Raw genomic sequence first — 24138 nt, forward strand, 5'->3', positions numbered from 1 at the left:
TCACACGGGAGAAAAAATGCAAAATAGCAACGAACACTTAAATCGTTATAAAATAGAAAAAATGGTGGGGAAAGGTGGTGTTGCAGAAGTTTACAAAGCGCTAGATCGCAAGACAAATAATATTGTTGCGATTAAACGGCTAACAGCGACTACCGAAAATGCACGAAAACGTTTCCATAAAGAATATCGGTTTTTACGTGCGGTAAAACATCCGAATTTAATCGATGTTTATGATTATATCGAATGCAACAACGAAACATATATGGTGTTGGAATTTGTTCACGGAAAGTCTTTGGCGGAAATCATTACAAAGCACAAAGGTATACTTTCCTTAGCTGAGCAGGTGGCCATAGCTGCCAATGCGTGCCGTGGGCTTGAAGTACTCAATGCCGGTGGAATTATCCATCGTGATATAAAGCCGGAAAATATTATGGTCAATGACAATACCGGTGTGGTAAAAATATTAGACTTAGGGATAGGAAAAAATATTGCTGATCAAGATACCAGCGTTACTACGACCCACGGGTTTATCGGAACCACAGCGTATGCCAGTCCAGAGCAAGGCCGTAATCAAATTAGTGAAAATAGTGACGTTTTTTCGTTAGGAACGACTCTCTATCAGTTTTTTTTGTGGGAGGATTATTCGCCATTTTTTGCCCAAAGTAACTACGCGACCATTTACAAATTGATCAATGAACACCCCACGCCACTCTACGAGAAGATACATAAGAATAGATTGTCGTTATCCTCTGACAATGCCTACAAACGGATCTCAAAAATTCTGCGCCAAGCAATGGAAAAAGATCCGGAAAAACGTTGTCAAATGAACGTTTTGGCGGACAGTTTTTGTTCCATCTCAAACGACTTAGTAGATGCTTCGCGTCTAAACGACACGCAATGCGGGCGTGTAACCAAACGCATGACACCCGAGTTTAAGAAAATTTTAGACGATATGCGTTTGCAGTACCAAGACGAAGATCTTATACCTACGAAAAAATTATCACGCTCCACAACGAAAAGCAATCGACCACATACGAGAAGAAGGCAACGGCAAATTCAAAATAAATCTTTCCCTAGTTGGGCGGTTGCGGTCGCTTGCGTGTTGGCAATTTTTGTTTTTGTGGTCTGGAGTCAGCAGGGAGCAACGACGACAGAAAAGAAAAAAATTACCAAAAAAGTTATTCGCGAATCGCCTAAAAAAACGATCGACAAAAAAAAATCATCGAGTATACCTGTAAAGCGAGAGACAAATAAACAGCATAACACGCAACAACCTCTCATCACCGGTATATATGTTCCTGCAATGAAGTCCTTTGATCTTATCATAAGTGATTTTATCAAAAAGTGTAATATACCTGGTGGCGCTGTGGCCGTTGTACAGCATGGTCGTTTAATATATGCGCGTGGATTTGGTTACGCAAATAAAGAAAAACAAAAATTGGTGGAGCCCACAAGTTTGTTTCGCATTACCGACTTATCGATGCCCATTACCGCTGTGGCGATTATGAAACTCATACAGGAGAAAAAACTCACCTTAAATGACAAGGCATTTCGCATTTTAAGCCACTTAAAACCACCGTCGGGAAAACAATCCGATGAACGGCTGTCGCAAATTACCATTCGTCATTTACTAGAACATAGTGGTGGTTGGGACAGTCGTCAAAAGGGAGAACCCATGATGACGTTGAGTAGAAAAGCAGCGGATGCCTTTCGTACTTCTCGTCCAGCGAATGTTACCACAATTATTCGTTATATGATGGGACAACCACTTGACTTTCCACCAGGTACGAAACATGTGCGTTCTCATTTGGGTTATTGTATACTTGGCCGCATTATTGAAAAAGTAACTGGGGTTAGTTATGAGAAATACGTAGCGCAAAATATCTTTAAGCCCGCCGGTATTAAAAATATGCACTTGGCAAAAACAAGACTTCGAGATCAACGTTTCGATGAAGTCATATACTACGACTATCCGGCACTGAGAACAACATCTATATTTCCCGACGAAACAAAACAAATTACACGTCCATATGGATTTTTCAATATTCAGGAGATGGACGCGTCCACGGCATGGACGGCATCGGTGATCGATATGTTACGCTTTGTGATGGTAATTGATGGGCGCGGACCACAGCGTGATATTCTCAATAGGCAAACAACAGCGTTGATGACGGCAAAGCCGCTTTGTGGTTGGCAAGACAATTTTTACTATGCCAAAGGATGGATGGTGCGTCCCATTGAAAGGAACTGGTGGCATAGTGGTTTTACGGTGGGAAGTAGTGCTTTCGTGGGAAGATTCGGTAATGGTGCTGCTTGGGTAGGTTTTTTTAACTTTTACCCATATAAAATTGCCAAATTTTCGTTGATACTTGACCAAACACTGTGGAGAGCTTACCTAAGTACCAAATCATTCCCTGAACACGATTTGTTTGAGAAATACTAGACTAGGCCGCACTACGCGGGTTCATTTGAAATGCGGAATTGCCTTACTGTGAAAGCCGGAATGGTAGCACTAATTTTATTGTGCAGAGAAAAAAGACATCATTTGTTGTTTGTGAATGCTCATGACACTTTCTTTTGGAGCAAAGCGCAAATAATTTTCAAAAGAGTTGGTTGCAAGAGCACTTGCTTCGCGGAAAAGCACCATTGCTTTCTGCTTTTCGTTCAGCAAATAGTAACTAATCGCCTGCGCAAAGTAGGCGTCGCTAGATTTTTCTATTGTAAGACTCTGCTCTGCGTTTTGGATAGCTTCGTGGTATTTCTGTTGGTGATTCAATATATATGTTTTGATATTAAGGGCAATAACATTTTTTCTTAGCTTTAGTGATTGTTCTACGTCTTCCAAAGCTTGTGGAAACTTATGCAACTTTTTACTATAAATCATCGCGCGTTTGTTGTAGTACAGAGTCCGCGGTGAGTATTGTATTGCTTGGGTTAAGTCGTTTGCCGCTTGTGCATTTTGCCCAAGAGCAGTGTAACAGTCGCTACGAAGTTCATATGTTTCCGCACGCGGAGCAAGATGGATGCATTGTGAAAAATCCTCACTCGCCAAAAAATATTTTTTCTGTAAAAAATATACCTGTCCTCGTTGAAAGTAATTCTGTGCAACAGGAGCAATATGCACCGCTCTTTCCAGAAATTTTAGTGACTTGGTGAATTCTTGCTGTTTTTTGAACCACAAACCTAGTTGCACATTCGCATATACAGAGTTAGGATCTTGTGTGAGCAAAGCATTCAGGACTTTCTTTTGTTGTGGAGTGTTATCTTGAATAACATATACGCGATGACTGATTTTGTATGCCGGCAGATATTGGCGATCCATGTTTAAAATTTTTACGCATGTATCTAGAGAAAGTTGGTAGCGCTTTTTTGAAAAGAGATTTTTGGCTCTCTCGTAGAGAGTATCTAAATTGGGATTGTGTGCCAATTTTTTGATTTTTTCTTTTGCATTTAAGAAGTTTTTCGCGGCGGCGTTTTTGTAGTATTGTAATGCGACGTATCTATTTTTGGGGACTCCCCAGCCGTTTTCATATATTTTACCAAGTAGATAAGCTCCTTCTGCGGTGCCTTTCGTTTGTGTTAAGATGGAAAACGCGACGTTGTAATCTTGTGGAAAACATTGACCCTTCATGTACAATTTTGCGAGATAATTTGCAGCGGTGGGTTCGCCTGAGTTTGCCGCAGAAAAAATAGCCGCTAAACCATTATACACATCTTGCTTTACTCCTCGGGCTTCTAAGTGTATTTGTCCCCACCGTAATTTTGCATTGGGGTCATTATTGCGTTCGATAGACAATTTGTATTGCTCTAAAGCTTCGCGATATTTGCGCTCATTTTCCAAAAAGTATCCCAAAATAATGGTTGCGCGGTTATTTCCCATGCGCGAAGCGATGTGGTACCATTTTTTTGCTTGCCGTTCGTCACGTTCCACTCCTTTTCCTTCGGTGAAAGCTTTTGCCATATAAAATGCCGCTTGGTGGTCTTCGTGGGCAATTAGAGAGAAATAGTGAAGGGCTTGCGCATAGTCTTTTTTGTGATCAAAATATAAACTACCCAATGCCTCGATACAAGGAATGAAGTCTTTTTCCGCACCTTTTTTGTGCCAAAAAATAGCTTGGTCTATGTTTTGCGTGTTGCGAACAAGGCCGAGTAGGTATAGTTGCCCTTTGATGTAAAACAAATACTTATTGGTCGTGACCGCTTTAGTAAAATAGTCATCGACAATTTTTTGTGCCTGTTCTTTTTGTTTGGTGTGCAAATGCAAGTACAAAGCGCGTAGCAAATGATAACGTGGTATATCACTTTTTTCACATATGATGCGTGTTAACTTCGCAAAAAAACGTTTGTCCCTAGAACGCATATTGCGAAATGCTTCCATGAACAATGCTTCGTCCACGCTCTGGTGTGACTGTAAATTTTGTTGCATTTTTTGCAGGCGCTGTGTTAAGTCACTGTGTGAGTTAAAAAATACACTAAAAGTGATTAGCTGTAAAAAAAGCGCAACGCAAATGATGACGGCATATTTTTGGAACCACAGCCACGTTCGTTGGCGGCGCACCTTTTGTACCGATATTTTTTCCCCTTGCAAAAATTTTCGTAAATCTTTGCTCATGTCACCGGCGGTTTGATAACGGTGTTCTTGGTTTTTCTCCAAGGCTTTTAAACAAATGTAATCTAACTCTTTGGGGATGAGCTGTTTGACACTACTTGGCGGTGCGGGCATTTTTTTCAATATTTGTGCTGCCACTTGCGTCATCGTCGTACCGCGAAACGGTGTTTGTCCGCTCAACATTATGTAAAGAAGAGCCCCCAACGAATAAACATCACTACGCCCATCAATTGCTCCGACGCGTCCTGTGACTTGTTCGGGTGGCATGTAGTAAATCGTACCGAGAATTGCACCACTTTTTGACAAATCTTTGCTCGCATCGCGTAGCTTTGCCAGACCAAAATCCATGACTTTTGGTTCATTATTTTCGTCCATCATGATATTCGCAGGCTTGATATCGCGATGAACAATGCCTTGTAGGTGAGCATAATCTAGGGCATCGCAAACTTTGATTAAGATGTTGGCTGTTTTGCGTACAGGAAGTAATACCCCTGACTTGACAACGCTTTCAAGAGACTCCCCGTGAATGAGTTCCATAGTGAAATAGGTGTGTTTTTCACTGCTACCCACGTCGTACAAGCTAATAATATTAGGGTGTTGCAAACGAGCAATAGCTCTTGCTTCGCGCATGAAACGTTCGTGGCAGGTCGCGTTTGCATGTAACATGACCTTCATTGCAACTGTTCTGCGCGACAGAGTGTCTTGCGCTTTGTAAATAACCCCCATTCCTCCACGACCGATTTCCTCAATGATTTGATAGCGATTAATGTGTACCGACTTACCATCTTTCAATGTCAATTGAATTTCTCGAATTTGCGCGTCATTTAGAATGCCTTTTTCACGCATAATGTCTACCAAGCTTTTGTGTGGTTGGGCTTTTCTACTTTGTAAACAATTGGCAAGTTCCGTGGAGTCTATCATTTTTTTTGCTAGAGCAGCCTGACCAAATAAAATATCATTGTTGTTCATCAATGGTCTCCGTTGTTGGTCGTACATAATCACTGTACTTTTTGGGGTACAAACTGTGCAATGTTTGCCGAAACTACTCCTATCAAAATAACACAAGAATTGTTGTCGTCAATAAAATTATTAACGGCACTGTATGTCTTGTAGAAGTGCTTTCCTAGAAGGGGATGTAAAAAATCACGTTCATTGTACTTCAAGAATGCTGTATAATGCGATGGTAAATAGTTGCTAGTCGCAAATGTAATTACGATAAGTAGCTAAACTAAACGAAAGTAATATAGTGGAGAATTGAATGTCTAATTCAATAGAAGATAATAAACCTCAACAACCGGAAGAGTCAAATCAACCGGACAAAGATTCGTTACTTGCGAATACGGGGATTTTAATTCAGTTGGCACGAGAAAAAGTGTTATGTCCCGCGGCATTGGAGGAGTCCTTACGCATAACCCAAGTGATTCCCGATCGCAAGGGATGGCAAAATTTTATTAGTAGAACGATGTTGCTCTTGGGAACGGCGTTACTACTATGCGGTATTATATTTTTCTTTGCCTATAATTGGGCAAACCTACACAAATTTGCCAAGCTAGCCATTGTGCAGAGTACTATACTTGTTTTTGTGGTGATCACTATGGCAAAAGGGCTAGATCATATTGTGGGAAAATGCTCTTTACTCGCAGCATGTGTGATGATTGGACCCGCACTAGGAGTTTACGGTACAATTTATCAAACAGGGGCGGACGCTTACGAGTTGTTTTTAGGATGGTCGCTATTGATGTTCGGCTGGGTAGCGATTAGCAACTTTGGAGGTCTATGGTTTATATGGCTAGTTCTCGTCAATGTTTTTGTCACACTTTATGGTGAGCAAGTCTACGGTTACCGTATTTTTTCTAACGGAGCACTTTACTTAGCATTGTTTGCGGTCAATTTTATCGCCATGGCACTATGGGAATATTGCTATGTAAAAAAAGTGACGTGGCTGCAAAATCGTTTTTTTTCACGAAGTATTGCTATATTCCTACACTACGTTTTAGTGCAACCTACTCTAATTATCATCTTTGGTCGCGGACAAGGTGTGTTACAAATCATACCTGTTATTTATGCTTTATACGTTGCGGCGATATTTGTTGTTTATCAACGACAAATACGCGACTTGTTTATGTTGACCATCAATTGCTTGAGCCTCATTGTGGTGCTAAGTTGTGTTTTTGGTAAAAACTTTGTCAACAACTCCGAAAGTTTTATTCTTCTCAGTCTATTTATTATGGCAATTACGGCCATGGCAGGTTATTGGTTAAATAAGGTAGGAAAATCATGGAACAATTGACATTGACAAAAATCGCGGAACATTTAATCGCCAAAGAACTTATCGATCCAGAAGAAGAACAACAAATTTTGTCGGCAAAGGAAGCGGAAAGTGCAACAGCGTGGTATATTTACGCACTGATTGCCGTGGCTGCCTGGTTTTCGACGATCTTTTTCCTGGTTTTTTTCTTCCTTGTCATGTTTCGCGATCCCGAGAGTGTTGCTTTTGGCGCAGGACTTTTTATGAGTGTGATTGCTATTATCGTAAACCGTACGCAAAACAAGGATTCTATATTTTTTAGTCAAGTATCACTTGCGTTTAATGTCGCGGGACAAATTTTGATGGTACTTGGTTTTGTTTTTCAACGGCATGAGATCGCCGCTATTTGCTTGTTTGTTATTGTACTGCAAGCGATCATGTTCTACTTGTATCAACACCCGGTACAACATTTTGCCGCCCCCATGGCCATCTCGTGTGCATTATTTTTCTTACTTCACGATATAGAAGGAAGGCAAGGTTACCTGGAAGGTCCACAGTCGATTCACATTGTGATCGGGTTGTTAAGCGCCGCCACAGGTTACTTTTGGTATAAGGAGTCTTCTTTTCTCAAACATCGACTTTTTCACTACTCTCTCTATGGAACGACGCTATCACTCCTGGTCATGGTAAGTTTTTCTGTATTTACAAGATCGCACAATTTAGAAATGTGGTGGATTTCTGGCCTAATACTCTCATTGGCATTGCTGCTGTTAGAGTTTGTGTTATTAGGCTCTTTAGCGAAAACAACCATGGGAATCTCCATTCTAAGCGCTTCTTTGTTATTTTGTGCCATGGCCCTCCATTCTCCGGGATTAATCGCGGCAATGTTTACGCTACTACTCGGATTTTATCGTGGGCATAAGCTACTGATGTTACTTTCTTTTATATTTCTGGGCGGCTTTTTGTTTTTTTTCTATTACGATTTAGAAATGACGTTGCTAAATAAGTCGTTAATACTCATGGGCAGCGGTGCTTTATTGATTATTTTAAGTTTGGTTGTCAACCGTACAAAGCTAGAGGTGCAAAATGCGTAACATTATATTTATCATCACAACCGTTATTGTTTTTAGTGCGCTTAATATTTTGATATACAAAAAAGAAGCGACATTGAAAGACGGTAAGACGGTGTTCTTAGATCTCGCCCCTGTTGATCCACGTTCTTTGATTCAGGGAGATTATATGATTTTACGATATCGTCTATCACAGGAGATTGAAACACAGTTAAAAGTCAAAGCAAGTGGTTATGTTGTTCTCGCAGAAAGTGGACCTGTAATAGAAACCAACAACGTATCGACACAAGACCGAAAATCTGCGTATTTGAAAATGGAAGATGGACAAGTCAAAAGTCTTGTACCGGTTCGTGTCTATGATGGAAAAGCACTAAATGCAAATGAACATTTATTGAAATATCACTACCGGAATAACGATGTACAAATTAGCGCTGGTAAAACGGATGCGTATTTTTTCCAAGAAGGTCATGCAAAACACTATGACAATGCACGCTATGGGTCCATAAAATTGAGTAACTCAGGGGAAGCAGTACTTGATAAACTATATGACACGAAATTTAACGACTTAAACCCGGCAAAAAACTAATAACTTTTTCTATCTTATGGTTTAGATAATCATCATATATCTAAACCATAAGATGGCTAAAAATAGCAAGTTTCGACTCGAAACTTTTATAAGAAATAGCCTAAGATTTTTGTATATATTACCGCGAAAGTTTTTTTATCAGTATACGCAAACTTTTTTTATAATTTTTCCCCAGCTGTAAACTGCGCAGTACATTTATAATTTTCACCTTATCCTCTTTTGATAGAGCATCAATTTTGTATTTGTCCTGACGGTCCTTTGTCAGTCGTATGACACGACGGACTACTTGATCCTTACTGGGCAATTGCAATAAATGTGCTCTAAGCCTGTTGACATCTATGTTGCGTAGATCGCGAAACTCGAAAGAATCCCGCACCAAAGCTTCGTCGTAATAAAAACCAACGACCACACGTATAGATCTTATCCCTTTTTTTGCAAAAAATGAATATGGGATTAAATTAAACCCATCGCCGCGGATAACGTGATGTTGCGGAAGAATATCACCATCGACGAATATCTCCACGGGGTATTTCATGCTATCCACAATCATACCATGGTATTTTTTTCCGATAAGCATTTTATGTTCGACATATGGATCGAGTTTGATGTCTAGAGTGTATTTGTTTTCGTTGTTATTGATGACAAAAGTTTTTTCCACCGTTGCGTATTTTTGAAAAAACGCTTTTATATGATGTTCGCCTTGCTTAAGTAATATGGAATTGTCAAATTCCTTGTCATCTACCCAAATATGTTGTGGTGAAATATCTTCTCCTTGCGGATTTGTAAATTTGACAACCAACTCAGACCGGAGATTCTCGTTGATTTTGATCAAACGAACATTTATTTCATACACTTCTTCTCCGGGGAGAACATTGATTTGTTTTTGATACTCGTGGTAACCTTGTTGTTTGGCAAAGATCTCATATTTTCCAGGAGTGACAAATGTCTTTTGGGCGATATTGAAAAATTTCTCTTCGTTAATACGACGTATTTGCACATTTTGATAAGAAGTCGCGGCAAGTACTAAGCGACGCTTTTTTACTTTTAGAGTTTTATAAATAATATTCTCGCCAGCAACCACCGTGTGCTCAAATTTCAGAGGCTGGTATCCTGATTTTTTGAGTACGATACTATATGTGCCTAGTGCAATAGGACCTTTGTATATTTCGCCGTTTACCAACGTTTGGTCAAGAGAAATCGCTTGTTGGGATTCATGACTAGCAGTTACCGCAAAAATCAAAGTTGCGGATTTATCTTCACTGGAACTGTATAAAAAAGATAAGCCCAACAGTAAAAGACTTGCTGTAAAAATGTAAATGCGCTGCATATTTTTCCGCCTTTCTTCCATACGACGGACTCTTTCCATGATTCTTTTCGCATTCGTGTTGTAATCGTGCTGTTGATAAAATTCCGAAAGCACTTCTCCCATCCATACGGATTGTAAATCATCGTGTTGTGGCTTCATGATTTATTCATCTTTCTGTGAATGCAATGAAAAAGATTTTTACGTAGACGGTGTAAATGAACTTTTATCGCTGACACGCTTTTATCTAGTTTTTGGGCTATTTTAGGTAAGGCATATTCGTCTTGGTAACGCAACTGTAGGATTTCTCGGTCTTGTGAGGAGACATGTTCCAAGCATTCCTGCAAAAATTCAAGGGGGGTTTCGCAATAAACATCTTGTTGTTTTGCCCACTGCACGTATATACTTTCGAGAATTTCATGATGACAGTGCGCATTTTTTTTCTTACGTAGTTTTTCCTGTAAAACTTTTGTGGCAAATCCATATAACCACGTTGTCACCTTACCTTTGCGTAGCGCATATAAGTGACGTTTTCTCCATGTCCGCAATACAACCTCTTGTGCAAAATCCTCGGCATCATGTACATTTCCCAAAACGATCTTGCCGTAGCGAATTAAACCAGGTATGGCGTGTTCTAATTGTTCTTCAAATGAAGTCATCTTTTCACCAAAGAGTCCAGAAATAAAGTTTTGTAAATTTGTATAGTTGTTATTGCGCAAAAAATGCAAATGGTTACAAAAAAATTTAAAAACTTTGAAAAATGAGCGAAAAATGATGCGATAGTAAAGGAATGAATTCGTGAAAGGTGAGAGCACAAAGAGTTCACTAAAATGGAATTCGTAGATTTAATTTACCTTTAAGTTCAGAGTCTAACATGCAAATACCTATTGCATTGAGATCAATTGAAAGCTTAATCTGTTCATGTGTCACTATTTTGTGCCAGGCAATGCGCATCCCTTCAGACCAATTGATATCATCAAAAATGACTAAAGCTTTGTCGGCCAATTTAGGCAATAGTATTTCAAAATAACGCAGCGTGGCTTCTTTGTCGTGATGTCCATCGATAAAAGCGTAATCAATAGGTTGGTTGGCTTGATCGATGGCTGCGGATAAAGTGTCTTGGAATTTTCCACCAACAACACTGATGTTATCTAGCTTTAGCTTTGTGAAATTTTGTTGTGATAACGCAACGAGTGCCTGTGCTCCTTCAAGAGTAATCACTTGGCCATGGTTGTTTATTCTCTGTGCCGCTGCCTGGTACGCTGCGGAAAATCCCAAGCTTGTACCTAGCTCCAAACAAATGTTTGGTTGAAATTCTCTAACGAGTTTGAATAAGATTAACGCCCATATATCTCTTTTACTCGATGTGCGGCATATTTCAGCGACTGTGGTGGTATGAACTTTCCCCTCGTACATTTCTTCATCGCTATAAGTCGAATCACTTTGACCCGCCCCATAATCGGTGATGGAGACTTGCTTTTGATTCTCTTGCAACTCACTACGTAGGTTTTCAATGCATTCTACCCATTGCTGTTCTTGCTTGTTCAAATCTTTTTTGATACTCGCGTAAATAGCGTTTGCTATTTTATTCGCCGCAGGATTTTTCATCTTAGACAACCACCATAGCAATAGGCGACGCTTTATTTTATCGATATAAATCTTCATAGGTTTCTCCTTTATTTCTACCATAATATGCTTTGCGGTGTAAGTCAAAGCTTATTTGCAAGGTAGTTGACTATGTATTCAGAGCCACAATTGGATCAAGTCGCGCCGCTTTCCATGCCGGATAGATACCAAATACTACCCCTATCGAAGTCGAAACGCCTACGCCTAAAAGTATACTCATCAGTGAAACGTCGATATTCCAATCGGTATAGGACGAAATGCCAATAGCAAGTAACCACCCACAACAAATTCCGAGTATACCACCATTGAGACTGATGGTCACCGCTTCGGTCAAAAATTGTTTTAGTACATCTTTTTTATTGGCCCCGATCGCACGGCGGATGCCAATTTCGCGAATTCGTTCGGTGACGGCGGCGAGCATAATGTTCATAATGCCAATTCCACCCACTACCAAAGAGATACTGGCAATGCACACCATGACAATATCAAAAATACGCTGTGTCTCTCTTTCTTGCCGCAGAAGTTCTTGGGGGACAATTACCGTGAAATCTGCAACGCTATTGTGGCGTTTTGTGAGTATTTTTGATATCCACTGCGATGTGGTGGGCAAATGGTGTGAGTGATCAATCATCATGGTAATTTCGTCTATCTCACTAGAACGTGATTGGTTAAAGAAGCGTTTTATGGAAGTGGTGAGCGGTATATAAATATTATTGTTGACGTCTTCGGCGCGCACTCCTTTTATCGCTTCATCGCTGGCATTTTTTCCTTGTAAGACACCTACAATCACAAATACTTCTGTACCAATGTATAGAGTTTTACCTAATCCGCTGTTATAACCGAATAATTGCGTATGAAGATGACTACCAATTACGCATATCCTTCGGTGGTGTTGCAAGTCATGTTGTTGCAAAAAACGGCCTCTCTTCAAAGGAATTTCTGCTACCAATTTATATTGCGGAGTCGTACCGATTACATTACTACGCCACTTTTGTGTTCCTTTAGAAATGTCGGCTTTTACATAACGAATCGGAGCAATATGCTGCACGGAAGGTAATTTTTGGATGGAGACAACATCTTGTAAGCTAAGCCCCAAGGAGAGATGTTCCCGGGCACGTAAACGCTCTTCTTCGGTCAAGGCAACGCTGCGAACGCGAATGTTGTTTAGCCCCATTTGCTTGATTTGTGCAATTGCTTTTTGACGCGCACCTTCATTAATTGCCATCATCGCAATGACGGCTGCCACTCCAAAAATAACACCTAACATCGTTAATGCTGTGCGTAGCGGGTGTGCCAACAGACCTTCGCGTATGGCAATACCAAACACGTCTTTCCACTTCAGGTTGTCTTGTCTACTAGACGTTTTTGTCATCTCTGTTGCGGTAAATGTTTTGCGACGCGTATCTTCAACAATGTAGCCATCTTTTAGGTAAATGGTTCGTTGTGCTTCTGCCGCTATTTTCTCGTCGTGTGTTACCATGACAATGGTATGCCCTTGACGATGAAGATCGTGGAAAATCGACAGTATTTCCGCACCTGTTTGCGAATCTAAACTTCCGGTGGGTTCATCGGCAAGAATTAAGTGTGGTTGTCCCAGAAGAGCGCGGGCAATGGCCACACGTTGCGCTTGTCCCCCGGAAATTTCATTGGGACGGTGATGTAATCTTTCCCCTATTCCTACTTTCTCTGCGACCACTCTAGCTAACTTTTCGCGTTCTTTGCGCGCAATTCCACGATAGGTGAGTGGTAGAGCGATATTTTGAATGGCGGTATTGGCCGCCAATAAATTAAATTTTTGAAAAACGAAACCCACTTCGCGATTGCGAATATTGGATAACTCACTGTCATCCAATGATTCAACGCGCACGCCGTTGAGCAAATAACTACCTTTACTGGGGCGATCCAAACATCCGAGTAAATTCATCAGTGTTGATTTTCCTGAGCCTGACGGCCCCATAATCGAGACAAACTCGCCGCTGGCAATTTGTAAGTTAATCCCATGTAATACAGGAACTTCCTGTACATCCAATACATAACTTTTATGCACATCTTTCATTTCCAGCAAGTACACAATTATTCCTTTCTTTGAAGAAAATCAACACGCGCGCTCATTCCATTGCGCAATATGGGATTTAGACCTGACACCGCGACAATAACCTCGAAAACAGTTACGCCAGTTTTGGCACCACTTTTACTCCATTCGCCACGATCTATCGCGACTTGGGCAATTTTAATCACTTCTCCTGTAAAAATACGCTGTGGAAGAGCGCGCACTTTGATGGTTGCCTTTTGTCCGACTTGTATTTTCTGGTAGTCCACCATGTGCACTTTGGTTTTGACAACCATGCGCTTTTGGTCAGAGATAATTGCCAACTCTGTTCCTTCGTTATAACGATTGCCAATTTGTGGCTCACCATCTTTGTTTTCGACATAGTACAAAACGCCTGGACCATTGGCGCGATATGTGCCGCGTTTGGGATATTCTTTTTCATGGAGATATAGTTGGTACTCGATTTCTTTTTTCTCGGACTTTTTTACCTGCAAGGCAATTTTTCGTACTTTGATAATGCTGTTGACGGTTTTACGCGTGTGTTCAAGCTTTAGTTTACCCAACTCTAATTTTTGTTGCACTTTTGCCATCGTTTGTGGGCTAGGTCCCGTACGGGCTAACTTTTCTTGCAGTTTTGCGACGATTAAGTTGGCTTCGCTTTCTTTGAGTTGCAATTTGTGACGTAAAAGTTCGGTTTCCGATGCAACACCTTTTGCCGAAAGTAATTTCATCGCCTCATACGCGGCGCGTGCTGTTTCCACTGCTAGCTGCGCTTTTTTTGTCTCCACTTTGGCCTTCTCTATTTGTTCTTTGTATGGTTGTTGGCGTAAAACCGTGGATTCCAAGCGTGCGTAGGTAATGTCAAGTAGCGCTTTATCCATTTCCAATTGTTGGTTTTTTTGCGACAAAATCAGCTCGTTGTGCATTTGGTCTATTTCCGACTCGTACATTTGTTTCTCGATATCCAGTAAATCGAGATCTGCTTCGGCTTCATAAGCAATAGATGTGATTTTATCCCCTTTTTTCACTTCGGTTCCCGAGGGTAAAATATCAATGAGCTCACCTGTTCTACCGGCAAAGACAATTTCCGAATGCCGCGGTTGTAATATTCCGGTTTCGGTCATCACCACATTTGTTGCTTGTTGTTGTACTGTGTTGTTTTGCGAAACTTGTCGCGCATCTATCACCACTTGCGTATTATCTGCAAGACCTTTTACCACGAATGGTTTTTGCGAAATAATTTCTACCTCTTTTTGTTGCAATTGTCCATTGTGATAAATATAAACACTGCTGCTATTGGCAATAAGTGATGTCGATGGTAAACTCACCACGTTATTCCAACTGCGCGTAGATATTTTTGCTGTCCCCGTCAGACCAGGTTTTAAAAATTTACCATCTTGGTCAAGTTGAATGTAAACGCGAAAAAACTTTTCATCAAGTGTCTCGCGTTGTTTTTGCTCGTGGTTACGGCTGTGCGCTTCGCGGTCTATTTTGGTAATGCGCCCGCGGAATGTTTTTCCAAAAACAGAGTCAACTTTGACCTGAACTTGTTGTTGATCTTGAATAAGAGCGATCTGTCTTTCTGGAATGGCGACAACCGCCAACATTTGTGAAATATCTTGTATGGACATAATGCGTTGGCGGCGCCGCACACGTAAACCTACGCGAAATTTTACGCGTTGTCCTTCATTATTGGTCTTGTGGTAGATGACAATACCATCGCCAGGGCTATAAATTTTGGATGCTGCGGAAAATTCATCTATAAGACCCAGTCTCTGTTTACGTATATGTAGCCTTCTTTTTGCTCTCGCAACGCGGGAATACAACCCTTTTTCTTTGTACAACAGATCATTTTGGGCTTGTTGCACAAATATTTTTTGCATCGCAATGTCATAGCGCATTTGCAAAATTTGTAGTGGATCTTTGTCCATTTTTAGTATTTGTAGTTGTACTTTTTTATCTTTTATCGATTCTATACTGTCGAGATATTGCAATTCTTTTTGCGACAACACTAAATTGGAAACTAGATTTTTCTGTGAAAGAAACACCGATGATTTGAACAGTTCTTTGTGCTGTAGGGCAACATGTTTTGCTTCCTTTACGGCGAGTTGAGCAGTTACCTCTTGTACTTTATCGGGTAATTTTAGCAGTTGTAGTCGAATATTTTTTTCTTCTAGTGCCGCTTTTTGCTTTTCCACATTCATTTGCAGTTTATGTTTTTCCACCACTAGATTTTTTTCTTCGCTTTCGAGAATGGCTTGGGCAATTTTGACTTCCGCCAACCAATCATCTCTTATTTCCGGTAATTGGTTAATTCCGACTTCGGCAACCAGCTCGCCTTTACGTATGACAGAGCCCTCTTCTGCCAAATAGGTAATGGTCATTTTGCCTTTGCGGCGAACTCTATTGTGTGGCTGCGGCGCGCGAATATCATACTCATAGCGCGCTTGTAATTTGCAGCGTTCTTCGATGACATGAGTAAAGGCATCATTTTTTACCGTTAGAGTTGCTAACTTTTTAGAGGCCGTCGTTTGATCGCAACCAACAAGAAAAGTGATACACCACATAAACCACCACAGTTTTTTGGCATTCATTGTTGATCCCCCAGAATTATCTTTTCGCCTACACGGACGCCTTTTTCGATCATCGCTTCGTGGTTATTACGGTTGGCAATAGTAATTTCTTTTTTGCCATCAAGTGTATACACAACGTTTCGTTGTTGTTCTTGTGTAATGACAAAAGATGGTATGACCAAAACATTTTTTTGCTTGTGAATATGAATATCCACGCTCGCGTCCATTTGCGGTAAAAAATGGCGATTTGCTTCTTTTACCACAACAGATACTTCAAATACTTTGATACCTGAGCGTGAAGTAATTCCCAGTTTATCGGCCTCGATGGGTAGTTTTCCAATTTTTACGACGGTGCCAGACGCACGCATCGCGGCGACATATACCGTTGCTTTTTGTCCCTTTTTGATGAGGTGTATTTCGTTTTCGAGGACTCCACAACGCACTTCCATTTGTTGTATATTGGCAATGCGCATCAACTCCACTCCACGCCACGCGTTTTGCCCAATGGCAATTTTTTGCTCAAAAGGAGACAGGTATAGAACGATCCCATCAATGGGGGCGCGCAATTTCATGTGTTGGTATTCTTGACGTGCTCTTTGTAACTGGTGCTGTGCTTCTTGCAACTGCGCTTGTTGACGCACAACTTGCTTTTGGATTTTTTTCAAACGGTTGTCTATCTGTTGTTCTATTTCCTGAAGAGCTAGGCGCTTTTTTTTCATCTCGATTTGCAATTGTTTGATATGGTATGGATGTTTGCCGCCGCGCACCACTTCGCGTTCGGATTTCGCCAAGTCATATTTTTTTTTTGCTTGTTGCAGAGCGTTTTCCAAAGCATGGCGTTCTTCGGTGGTAATGTATTTTGCTTGCTGTGACTGTGTAAATTTATCGTATTCTTGTTGTGCAATTTCTTTGACCAGTAGTGAATGACGATATTTGTTTTCAGCAATTTCCAGTTCCGTTGCCGAAGGATAATTGCGCAATTCCTCCAAGGCCAACGCGGTGATTTTGATGTCAATTTTGAGTTTTTCGATTTCCAAATTCATACGCTCGCGTTCCGCCGCAAGATGGAGAGCAGACTCATCTTTTGCCAATTGTGAGGTGTGAACATACAGCTCACTTTCACGTACCCAGCCGCGCAATTCGTTGTCTGTAAACTCCATGACAACGTCTCCCTTTTTGACGAATGTACCTTCGGGAACCATTTTGGTGATATACGAATCCCAGGTAGATAAGTAGGAGATAATAGCCGATTCGCAAGCGTGGAGTTTTCCACTGCTACTAACATCGACTACAAAATCTTTGCGTTCTACGGTAATAGTAATTGGTTCTATTTTATCTTGTGTACGCATATAAAAAATAGCAATGCCCATTAGCAGCGTACAACAAAAACCCAACTTTTTCATATTTATCCTCCTTCTCTTTTTATAGTAGACTAAAAAAAGAGAAGAAGGTTAAAATTTTTTTATAAAAAATTTTATTAGGAGTTATTAAGACTCCCAACTAGAGTGTTGATCCATCCACTTAATCGCAGTAAAATACCAATAAGCAGCGAATATTACGATGGTAAAGAATAGGGCATCCTTGTTTATAAAACTATAGGCAAAACAAACGATAGATATCAAAATCGCAAGCCAAACAAATCCCCATGCTTGCTTTCTTGAACGAATACCTAAAAGGGCAATGTATACCATAGTCGGCATATTATCTTTTCTTTTCATATGTGTTCCTTTGAAAAGTGCATGATATCATTACATAACTTGGGGAATTTTTTCAAATGAGGACGATAATGTCAAATTTTATTCGGTGGATAGGGATAAAAATAATTTGATAGGACCAGCGCGATGTTGGAATTTGATAGGTAATATGCTAGGAAGAAGAAAAATATCAATCCCCATGCGGGGATTGAAAAAAGTGAATGGTTGATTGTTTAGTGCTATTTCTGTTGTGTTTCTTGGTGTAACATCCAGTGGAAACCATATTGATCGACGACCATGCCGAAATACGCTCCCCAAAACGTATCCTGTAGTGGCATGGTAACATTGCCACCTTCACCAAGAGCTTCAAAAAGCTTATCCGTTTGTTCGCGATTTTCGCAGTTGATGCTTAAGTGAACACTGTCGCCGTTTTTTGTACCTCCTTGTGGGCTGTCAGAGGCCATTAAGATAAAATCACCTAGTGTCAAGCAAGCGTGCATGACTTTATCTTTCATTGTTTCACTATCTCCACCAGGACAAGATCCTCCCGGAGCCTCATCAAAGGTTCTGATATCTAACTCTCCACCAAAGCAAGAGTGATAAAACTCCATTGCTTCGCGAGCATTACCATCAAAAGTTAGATATGGTGTTAGTGCCTTCATTCTTTCCCCCCTACGTACGGTTTTTACCGTGTACATAACTTTGATTATTAGAGTAAGTATTTTGTAACCACGGACTCATTTAATCATGAATGGGAAAGTATGTCAAATATAAAACCGTAAAAAAACCGTACTTATTTTGCATAAGGAGAAAATTCGTTGCAAATTGTTGTAAAACAAGATGAACATCGTGCCCAATTTAGTAAATAAAAAATCCTTGCTGCTCTCTTTTTTCGCGAATCGCGTCAATGACATTGTCGTATTCGTTGTCCATTCCCAAAATTTCACACATCATACCAACGATAAACTTGTTTGGCTTTGCACAGTTACGTATGGCAAAGAGCATATCAATGGCTTGACGATAGTCTTTCGCGAATTTCTCCAACAAATGCCCTAGAACAATAGCTGTCGAACGGCTAATACCTGCTTGACAGTGAACCAACAAATTGTCTTTGTCGCGAAGAAAGTCGAGTGCTTTTTGGCAATGCTTTTTTGTGGCTAAACGCGCAGATTTTTCCCTACTTGGCTCGGCATCGTCAAAAGCGAGATACAATATATCTTTTGCACCACAAAGTATATGTACGTTGCGTGGGCTAGAGATCGACACCACAAAGTAGTGATTGGGTTTGATCGCCAAAAGTTTCTGAGCCTGAAAAACATCTCTAATCGTAATATTCATCGTGTAAATCCTGTCAAATATCTCTAATCCAGTTAATCCCTCTACACAACAAAAGATTCCTTTATTTTCACCACCACGTCATCATTGAGTTTTGCATCGATGTAAACTTGACATCTTTGGCCAATGGTATGCATAGGAATAGTATGCGCACAATCAAACTCACTGACAATGGGATACTCTCTGTTTCCCACTACTTCTAGTAACAAATCGTCCAGAGAAAAGGATGCCCCTTCATTGTCACTTTTTTCTACTTTTCCCATAATAAAGCCGGCAATCTTGTCGAAAACGCCCATGAGTTGTAACTGACGCAAACTTCTTTCCTCTTGCGACCATGGTGCGAACATTTCTTCCACTGCGAGTATTTTTCCTTCGATATCTGGAAAATACTCTGTTCCCGCGGCACTCAATAAGGTATTTAAATTCGCAACGACGATTTGCGCTTCTACACGTCCAGGATTGAGAACCTTCCAGCCTTTGTTTTTTTGCCACTGCCGTGGAACATTTTTCCAGTCACCGTTTTGCCAGTCGCGGCAGTGATTACTCCACATCGCAAATGGAGTCAAGAGCCTTTCCTTGTCGCTGTTGTCCGTTGCCGCTTGTAAAAAAGACTGTGTACTTTGCGCAACACCATCCGGGTATTCACCAAACCATGTCATCACCGCGGGGCCATACAGAGTTTTAAGCCCGGCGTATTTTAAGATCGCTAAGTGCAAGGAAGTAACATCGCTGTATCCACAAATCACTTTACGTGCTTTTCGTATCGCGGCGAAGTCAAGGTAAGGAATTAAACTACTGGAGTTCATTCCGCCGATGGTGGACATCAATGCTTTGACATCGTCGTCGTGAATTAACTCCATAAATTCTTTTGCCCTGTCTTGCGCTGTACCAGAACGATATCCTTGACTCGCTCTTTGTGCGGTTAGAAAACCAAGTTTTGTTTTAAAGCCGCTTTTTTCAAGGTTGCGCAGTCCGTTGACAAAGAGCTGGTCATTTATATCGTAAGCAGGAGACGACGGGGTAAAAACGCCTATTGTGTCGCCTTTTTTTAGTTTGTCGGGTTTTATGAGTTGCATGTCTCACACCTATTTATATCCTAGTTTTTCAATGTGTCAGTGGATGTTACCAATTGAATGACGGGCAAATAACCACTACCGCGTCCGCCAGAAATCACTCCCGAGTTACCAATAAAAACAAAGTCTGTTGCAAAAGGCCACCATGCAATTTCGCTTTGTGTTTGGCGAGCGACAACTGTCGTGTAATAGTCGGAACCAAACACAAAATACTCATCTTGGTCATTGATCATCTCTAGGGCTGTAAATCCAGGGTAGCGATACAACGTTTCCCCGCTCTCTACATCAAATACAATCGTTGCTGAAAAAGCCTGAGTAAACAGTTGCGTGTCATTCTTGCGAAAAGTCACTTCGCGTACCTGACTTTTGTGTCCCAGGAATGTCTTACGTAATTCGCCGGTTGTTGCGCACCATAAATGGACTTTTTTGTCGCTAGCAACGCTTGCTAGGTATTTTCCATCACTACTGTAAGCGATGTCGCGAATCCAGTCTTTGTGTCCTTCTAATGTGTGAATACACTCTCCGCTGTCCTTGTTCCATATTTTGATGGTTTTATCTTTGCTGCACGAGGCAATTTGTGGAACGTTGGGGTGAAATATCGCTTTTTGTACCCAATCACTGTGCCCGCGAAATGTTGTTGTCGGGGTAATATTTTCTTCGTTGGTGGCATCCCATAAACAAATCGTTTTGTCGCGGCTTGCCGATAAAAAATATTGTTGTGTCGCGTCGAACTGTACATTCAAAACACCGCTTTTGTGGTGCGAAAGAATTTGTGGTTCTTTGGTAAAATCAGTCCATAACCAAATTTTGCGATCATTTCCCGAAGTGACTAGCTTGTTCCGTGCAACATTCAGTAGTGTCGTCTGTCCAGGAGGACCCACTAAAGAGTGTAGTAGAGTGCCGTCTTCTTGCCAAACGCGCACCTCTTCCGGTGAAGCGGAGAAGATTTTTCCCTTATCATACACCACCTGAAATATTTTATTTTTGTGTTCATTTTGTTCTGTGTCGATTGGTTTCGTATTTAAACACCACACCATAACCGTTTTATCTTTGGAAACCGAAGCCACCTTGTCTCCCTTGCGTGAAAATGCCACACCTTTTAACAATTCTTGGTGGCCTTTAAATACGCGCACGCATTTACCCGTTTCTTCTTCCCAAATACGCACGGTACGGTCTTCGCCTCCTGATGCAATCCATTTTCCATCGTAGGAAATATTGACGGCATTGACGCCTCCTCCGGTATGCCCCGTAAGGATTTTTTCGCATTCGCCACTTACGATATTCCACACGCGAACCGTCTTGTCACGTGACGACGAAATCACCTTTTCACCTCCAGGGTGAAAGACCACAGACCATACTTCGGCGTCGTGGCGAAACGAATAGAGTTCTTTTTCCAATTCGTAGTCCCAAATACGCACTGTATAATCTTTGGATGCCGAGGCAAGTATTGTTTTTGTAGGATGAAAAGCGACGTCTTTTACCCAATCTTCGTGTCCGGAGAGAACTTTCCACATTTGCCATGAATCCATATGCCACAGACGAATACTGTTTTCGTTACTGCTAGATAGCGCCACGATTTTTTCATCGGCCGAAATATCCATTTTAGCTACCTTAACCTTGCTTTTTGCTTCTTCTGTTTCGATTATTTGTAGTGTTTCACCTGTCTGGGCATCCCAAATCACAATGCGTCCACTGCGGCTTACGCTGAGTATTTGCTTACCCTCTTTGATATGGCGCGCTGATTCTATCGGGGTTCCATGTCCTCGGAGAATATGCAAGCACTCACCAGTATACAAGTCCCAAACGCGCACGCGAAAATCATATATTCCCCCGCAAGAAATGACCTGTTTGTCGTCGTCAGAAAAGATAACGTCCGTTGTTCGAGATTTGTGACCTTGCAATACTTTTTGTAGTGGTGAATGCAGAAGATTTGCTGGTGGTTTGAGGCTTTTTAACCACGTCTGCGGTGCACATTGTTCACGCCACGCTTCGACAAAGCGGTGGATACACGAATCACTTTCGGTCCAGTAACCTAAATTCCACACACATTGAAATAATGTTTGCGGATATTTCCTCAAGAAGCCGTGGCGCAGTTGTAAAATTTGCCGTAGATCTTCTAAAATCGATTTATCGACGGTGATTTGCAAGCTATTTTGTATTTCGAGATCGTGGGGAATCGGTACTGCTGATTCGGTGAGAGAACGCGCAAAATCTTCAAATAGATTGTCGATCATCGCCGATTTTTTTTGCAAAAATTGCGGGTTTGTCAAAAGATCGAGCAATTCATGGTACATTTCTCCCCACTGTAACTGATAAGGAAGTTCAAATTGTGTTCGGTCGTAATCAAAACCCTTGTCAGACAAATATTGCGCCAGTAGTTGATGATATTCGCGAATTTTGCCTTTTCCCAATCTCATTTTTACAGTACGTTCAAACTCCGGATGGAAAAAATTTACCAGAAAATTGCGCTGGATGAGAAAATTTTCTAACGACTTTTGTAGTACCAACACCAAATCGTCGTTAATGCGCACTTCCTGGCCAAACGTGAGTATCTCGGCTATTTCATTCTCTGATATTCCCGAGCGACTTGCGGCGATGGTTCCCAGATACCTTTCGACCAAACCTTTACCATACTCATCTTCTAAACGTTCTAAAGCTTGATGAAATAACTGATTGACACTTTCGGCCAATTGTCCTACCGCCACACCAGAGTTGAGCATTTGGTCTAAGGCCACTTTCAAAAATAGCGGGCTTCCTTGTGCGCGTTGTGTGAGGAGTGCACGTTCTTCTGTCGTGAGTTGTAAATCGCGTGTAGTTTGATAATTGTCGAGGAGTAATTCTATTTCTGTGGCATCTAGAGGAGGAAGCTCTAGAACTTGGAGGTTGGCAAGTTTCTGAATTTTTTCCCACGGTGCGACAGGTCTCGTGGTCATAATGACGCGAATGTTCGGCGGCAAATTCCTAAAAAGCCAGTTGAGTTCTAGCGCTTTGCCTTGCATTTCGTCAAGACCATCAAAGACAATAATAATTTTCTCTTTGGTTTTTTCTAACGTTTGGACAATTTGCTCTTTTAGATCTTGGGTGTCGTCGATTTCTAGTAATTCTTTTTGTTGCAATTGTTCAGCAATACTTTCGTATATGGTGTTTATTTCTCCTGTGTTGCCCCCCATACTCATGTAATGCCACAATACAATGTTTTCTTTGCGCTGTGTGTCAATAAAATATGCCGCAAGAGAAGATTTTCCTGTTCCGGCAACAGCACAGACACATAGATAGTTTGTCGCACTGGATTGGCGGCAAAATTCACGAATTTGTTCTAAGTACTGTTCGCGTCCGACAAACCCTTTGATTTTTTCTAGAATGATTTCTTCACGCATGCTGTGCAGAGAAGATGTTTGTACTTCAAGGAGTTCGGGGTAGTCGCGGTCAATTCGTTGTTCTAGTTCGCTGTACACTTTCTCTAAGATGACAGAGCTGTCATCGTAGCGAAATGTCTTCTCATTACTTTGTTGCAAAAATGTAACCAAATTTTGTAGTGAGTCTAAATCTTGCTGTGTTTCATTCACTTCCTGAGGACTTTTATGGCGGTCGTCTAAAAAATAAAAGCGGTTGTTTGTGTTTATGACTTGGCATGAGTGACGAATTTCCATTTCGGTGATGGAATACTGGGCGGCATTTTCCTGTCCTTGATAGTTTTTCTGGGGACGCCAGCCATAACGATGCCCTAAAATTCCGACAAAGTACTGGCATTGGTCAATTTTATCCAGACACCACCTCACGAGATTTTGTTCGTCGTGCTTTTGTTGCCAGCGCAAATCATATGGAATAATGGCGATCTTACGCGCAAAAAAACGCTGTTGTAACTTTTCAAAAACTTTCGCCAATTGATCGCGCTCTAATTCTAAATCCTTAAAGGTCGAACTAATGAATATCTTTACGTTTTTCCAAGTGTACATGACCGGCTCCATAAG

The 24138-nt window shown here is 41.1% G+C and carries 16 protein-coding genes; 4 read left to right on the plus strand and 12 right to left on the minus strand.

Going from position 1 to position 24138, the window contains the following annotated elements:
* Positions 1–16: 16 nt before the first annotated feature.
* Positions 17–2443 carry a protein kinase domain-containing protein gene (locus UABAM_RS02180; protein ID WP_151966355.1) on the plus strand — a complete coding sequence of 809 codons (2427 nt, stop codon included), beginning with the start codon at positions 17–19 and terminating at the stop codon, positions 2441–2443.
* A gap of 75 nt (positions 2444–2518) precedes the next feature.
* Here UABAM_RS02180 and UABAM_RS02185 read toward each other — a convergent pair whose 3' ends face one another.
* Positions 2519–5578 carry a serine/threonine-protein kinase gene (locus UABAM_RS02185; protein ID WP_173013090.1) on the minus strand — a complete coding sequence of 1020 codons (3060 nt, stop codon included), beginning with the start codon at positions 5576–5578 and terminating at the stop codon, positions 2519–2521.
* Between the two features lie 289 nt (positions 5579–5867).
* Here UABAM_RS02185 and UABAM_RS02190 point away from each other — a divergent pair, with 289 nt between their 5' ends.
* From UABAM_RS02190 to UABAM_RS02200, 3 genes are read left to right on the plus strand one after another with little or no spacing between them, the layout of a single operon-like run.
* On the plus strand, positions 5868–6899 hold the full coding sequence (locus tag UABAM_RS02190; RefSeq protein WP_151966357.1) for a DUF2157 domain-containing protein: 1032 nt from the start codon (positions 5868–5870) through the stop codon (positions 6897–6899).
* Positions 6887–7951 carry a DUF4401 domain-containing protein gene (locus tag UABAM_RS02195; protein ID WP_151966358.1) on the plus strand — a complete coding sequence of 355 codons (1065 nt, stop codon included), beginning with the start codon at positions 6887–6889 and terminating at the stop codon, positions 7949–7951. Before UABAM_RS02190 ends, UABAM_RS02195 begins: the two co-directional genes overlap by 13 nt.
* Positions 7944–8513, plus strand: coding sequence for a GDYXXLXY domain-containing protein (locus tag UABAM_RS02200; RefSeq protein ID WP_151966359.1), 570 nt, complete (start codon positions 7944–7946; stop codon positions 8511–8513). Before UABAM_RS02195 ends, UABAM_RS02200 begins: the two co-directional genes overlap by 8 nt.
* Before the next feature lie 118 nt (positions 8514–8631).
* Here UABAM_RS02200 and UABAM_RS02205 read toward each other — a convergent pair whose 3' ends face one another.
* From UABAM_RS02205 to UABAM_RS02255, 11 genes are all read right to left on the minus strand, one after another.
* Positions 8632–9978 carry a hypothetical protein gene (locus UABAM_RS02205; protein WP_151966360.1) on the minus strand — a complete coding sequence of 449 codons (1347 nt, stop codon included), beginning with the start codon at positions 9976–9978 and terminating at the stop codon, positions 8632–8634.
* Positions 9975–10475: an RNA polymerase sigma factor gene (locus UABAM_RS02210; protein WP_151966361.1), complete on the minus strand. Its 501-nt coding sequence runs from the start codon at positions 10473–10475 to the stop codon at positions 9975–9977. Before UABAM_RS02210 ends, UABAM_RS02205 begins: the two co-directional genes overlap by 4 nt.
* Positions 10476–10641: 166 nt before the next feature.
* On the minus strand, positions 10642–11481 hold the full coding sequence (locus UABAM_RS02215) for an O-methyltransferase (protein WP_173013091.1): 840 nt from the start codon (positions 11479–11481) through the stop codon (positions 10642–10644).
* A 70-nt stretch (positions 11482–11551) separates the two neighbouring features.
* Entirely contained in the window at positions 11552–13513 is a 1962-nt protein-coding gene (locus tag UABAM_RS02220) for an ABC transporter permease (RefSeq protein WP_151966363.1), read from the minus strand.
* Between the two features lie 2 nt (positions 13514–13515).
* Complete coding sequence (locus tag UABAM_RS02225; protein ID WP_151966364.1) at positions 13516–16086, minus strand: HlyD family efflux transporter periplasmic adaptor subunit; 2571 nt, start codon at positions 16084–16086, stop codon at positions 13516–13518.
* Positions 16083–17468, minus strand: a complete 1386-nt coding sequence (locus UABAM_RS02230; RefSeq protein ID WP_151966365.1) for an efflux RND transporter periplasmic adaptor subunit — start codon at positions 17466–17468, stop codon at positions 16083–16085. Before UABAM_RS02230 ends, UABAM_RS02225 begins: the two co-directional genes overlap by 4 nt.
* Before the next feature lie 84 nt (positions 17469–17552).
* Positions 17553–17783 (minus strand): hypothetical protein, encoded by a 231-nt coding sequence (locus UABAM_RS02235; protein ID WP_151966366.1) that lies wholly within the window; start codon positions 17781–17783, stop codon positions 17553–17555.
* Positions 17784–17998: 215 nt separating this feature from the next.
* Positions 17999–18421, minus strand: coding sequence for a VOC family protein (locus UABAM_RS02240; RefSeq protein WP_151966367.1), 423 nt, complete (start codon positions 18419–18421; stop codon positions 17999–18001).
* 196 nt (positions 18422–18617) lie between these two features.
* Entirely contained in the window at positions 18618–19097 is a 480-nt protein-coding gene (locus UABAM_RS02245) for a dual specificity protein phosphatase family protein (protein ID WP_151966368.1), read from the minus strand.
* 41 nt (positions 19098–19138) lie between these two features.
* The gene (locus tag UABAM_RS02250) at positions 19139–20170 is read right to left on the minus strand and encodes a S66 peptidase family protein (protein WP_151966369.1); all 1032 of its coding nucleotides are present in this window, start codon (positions 20168–20170) and stop codon (positions 19139–19141) included.
* Between the two features lie 20 nt (positions 20171–20190).
* Positions 20191–24123, minus strand: a complete 3933-nt coding sequence (locus UABAM_RS02255) for a DUF4062 domain-containing protein (RefSeq protein WP_173013092.1) — start codon at positions 24121–24123, stop codon at positions 20191–20193.
* Positions 24124–24138: the final 15 nt, after the last annotated feature.

This window comes from Candidatus Uabimicrobium amorphum (genome assembly GCF_009002475.1).
Classification (GTDB): domain Bacteria; phylum Planctomycetota; class Uabimicrobiia; order Uabimicrobiales; family Uabimicrobiaceae; genus Uabimicrobium; species Uabimicrobium amorphum.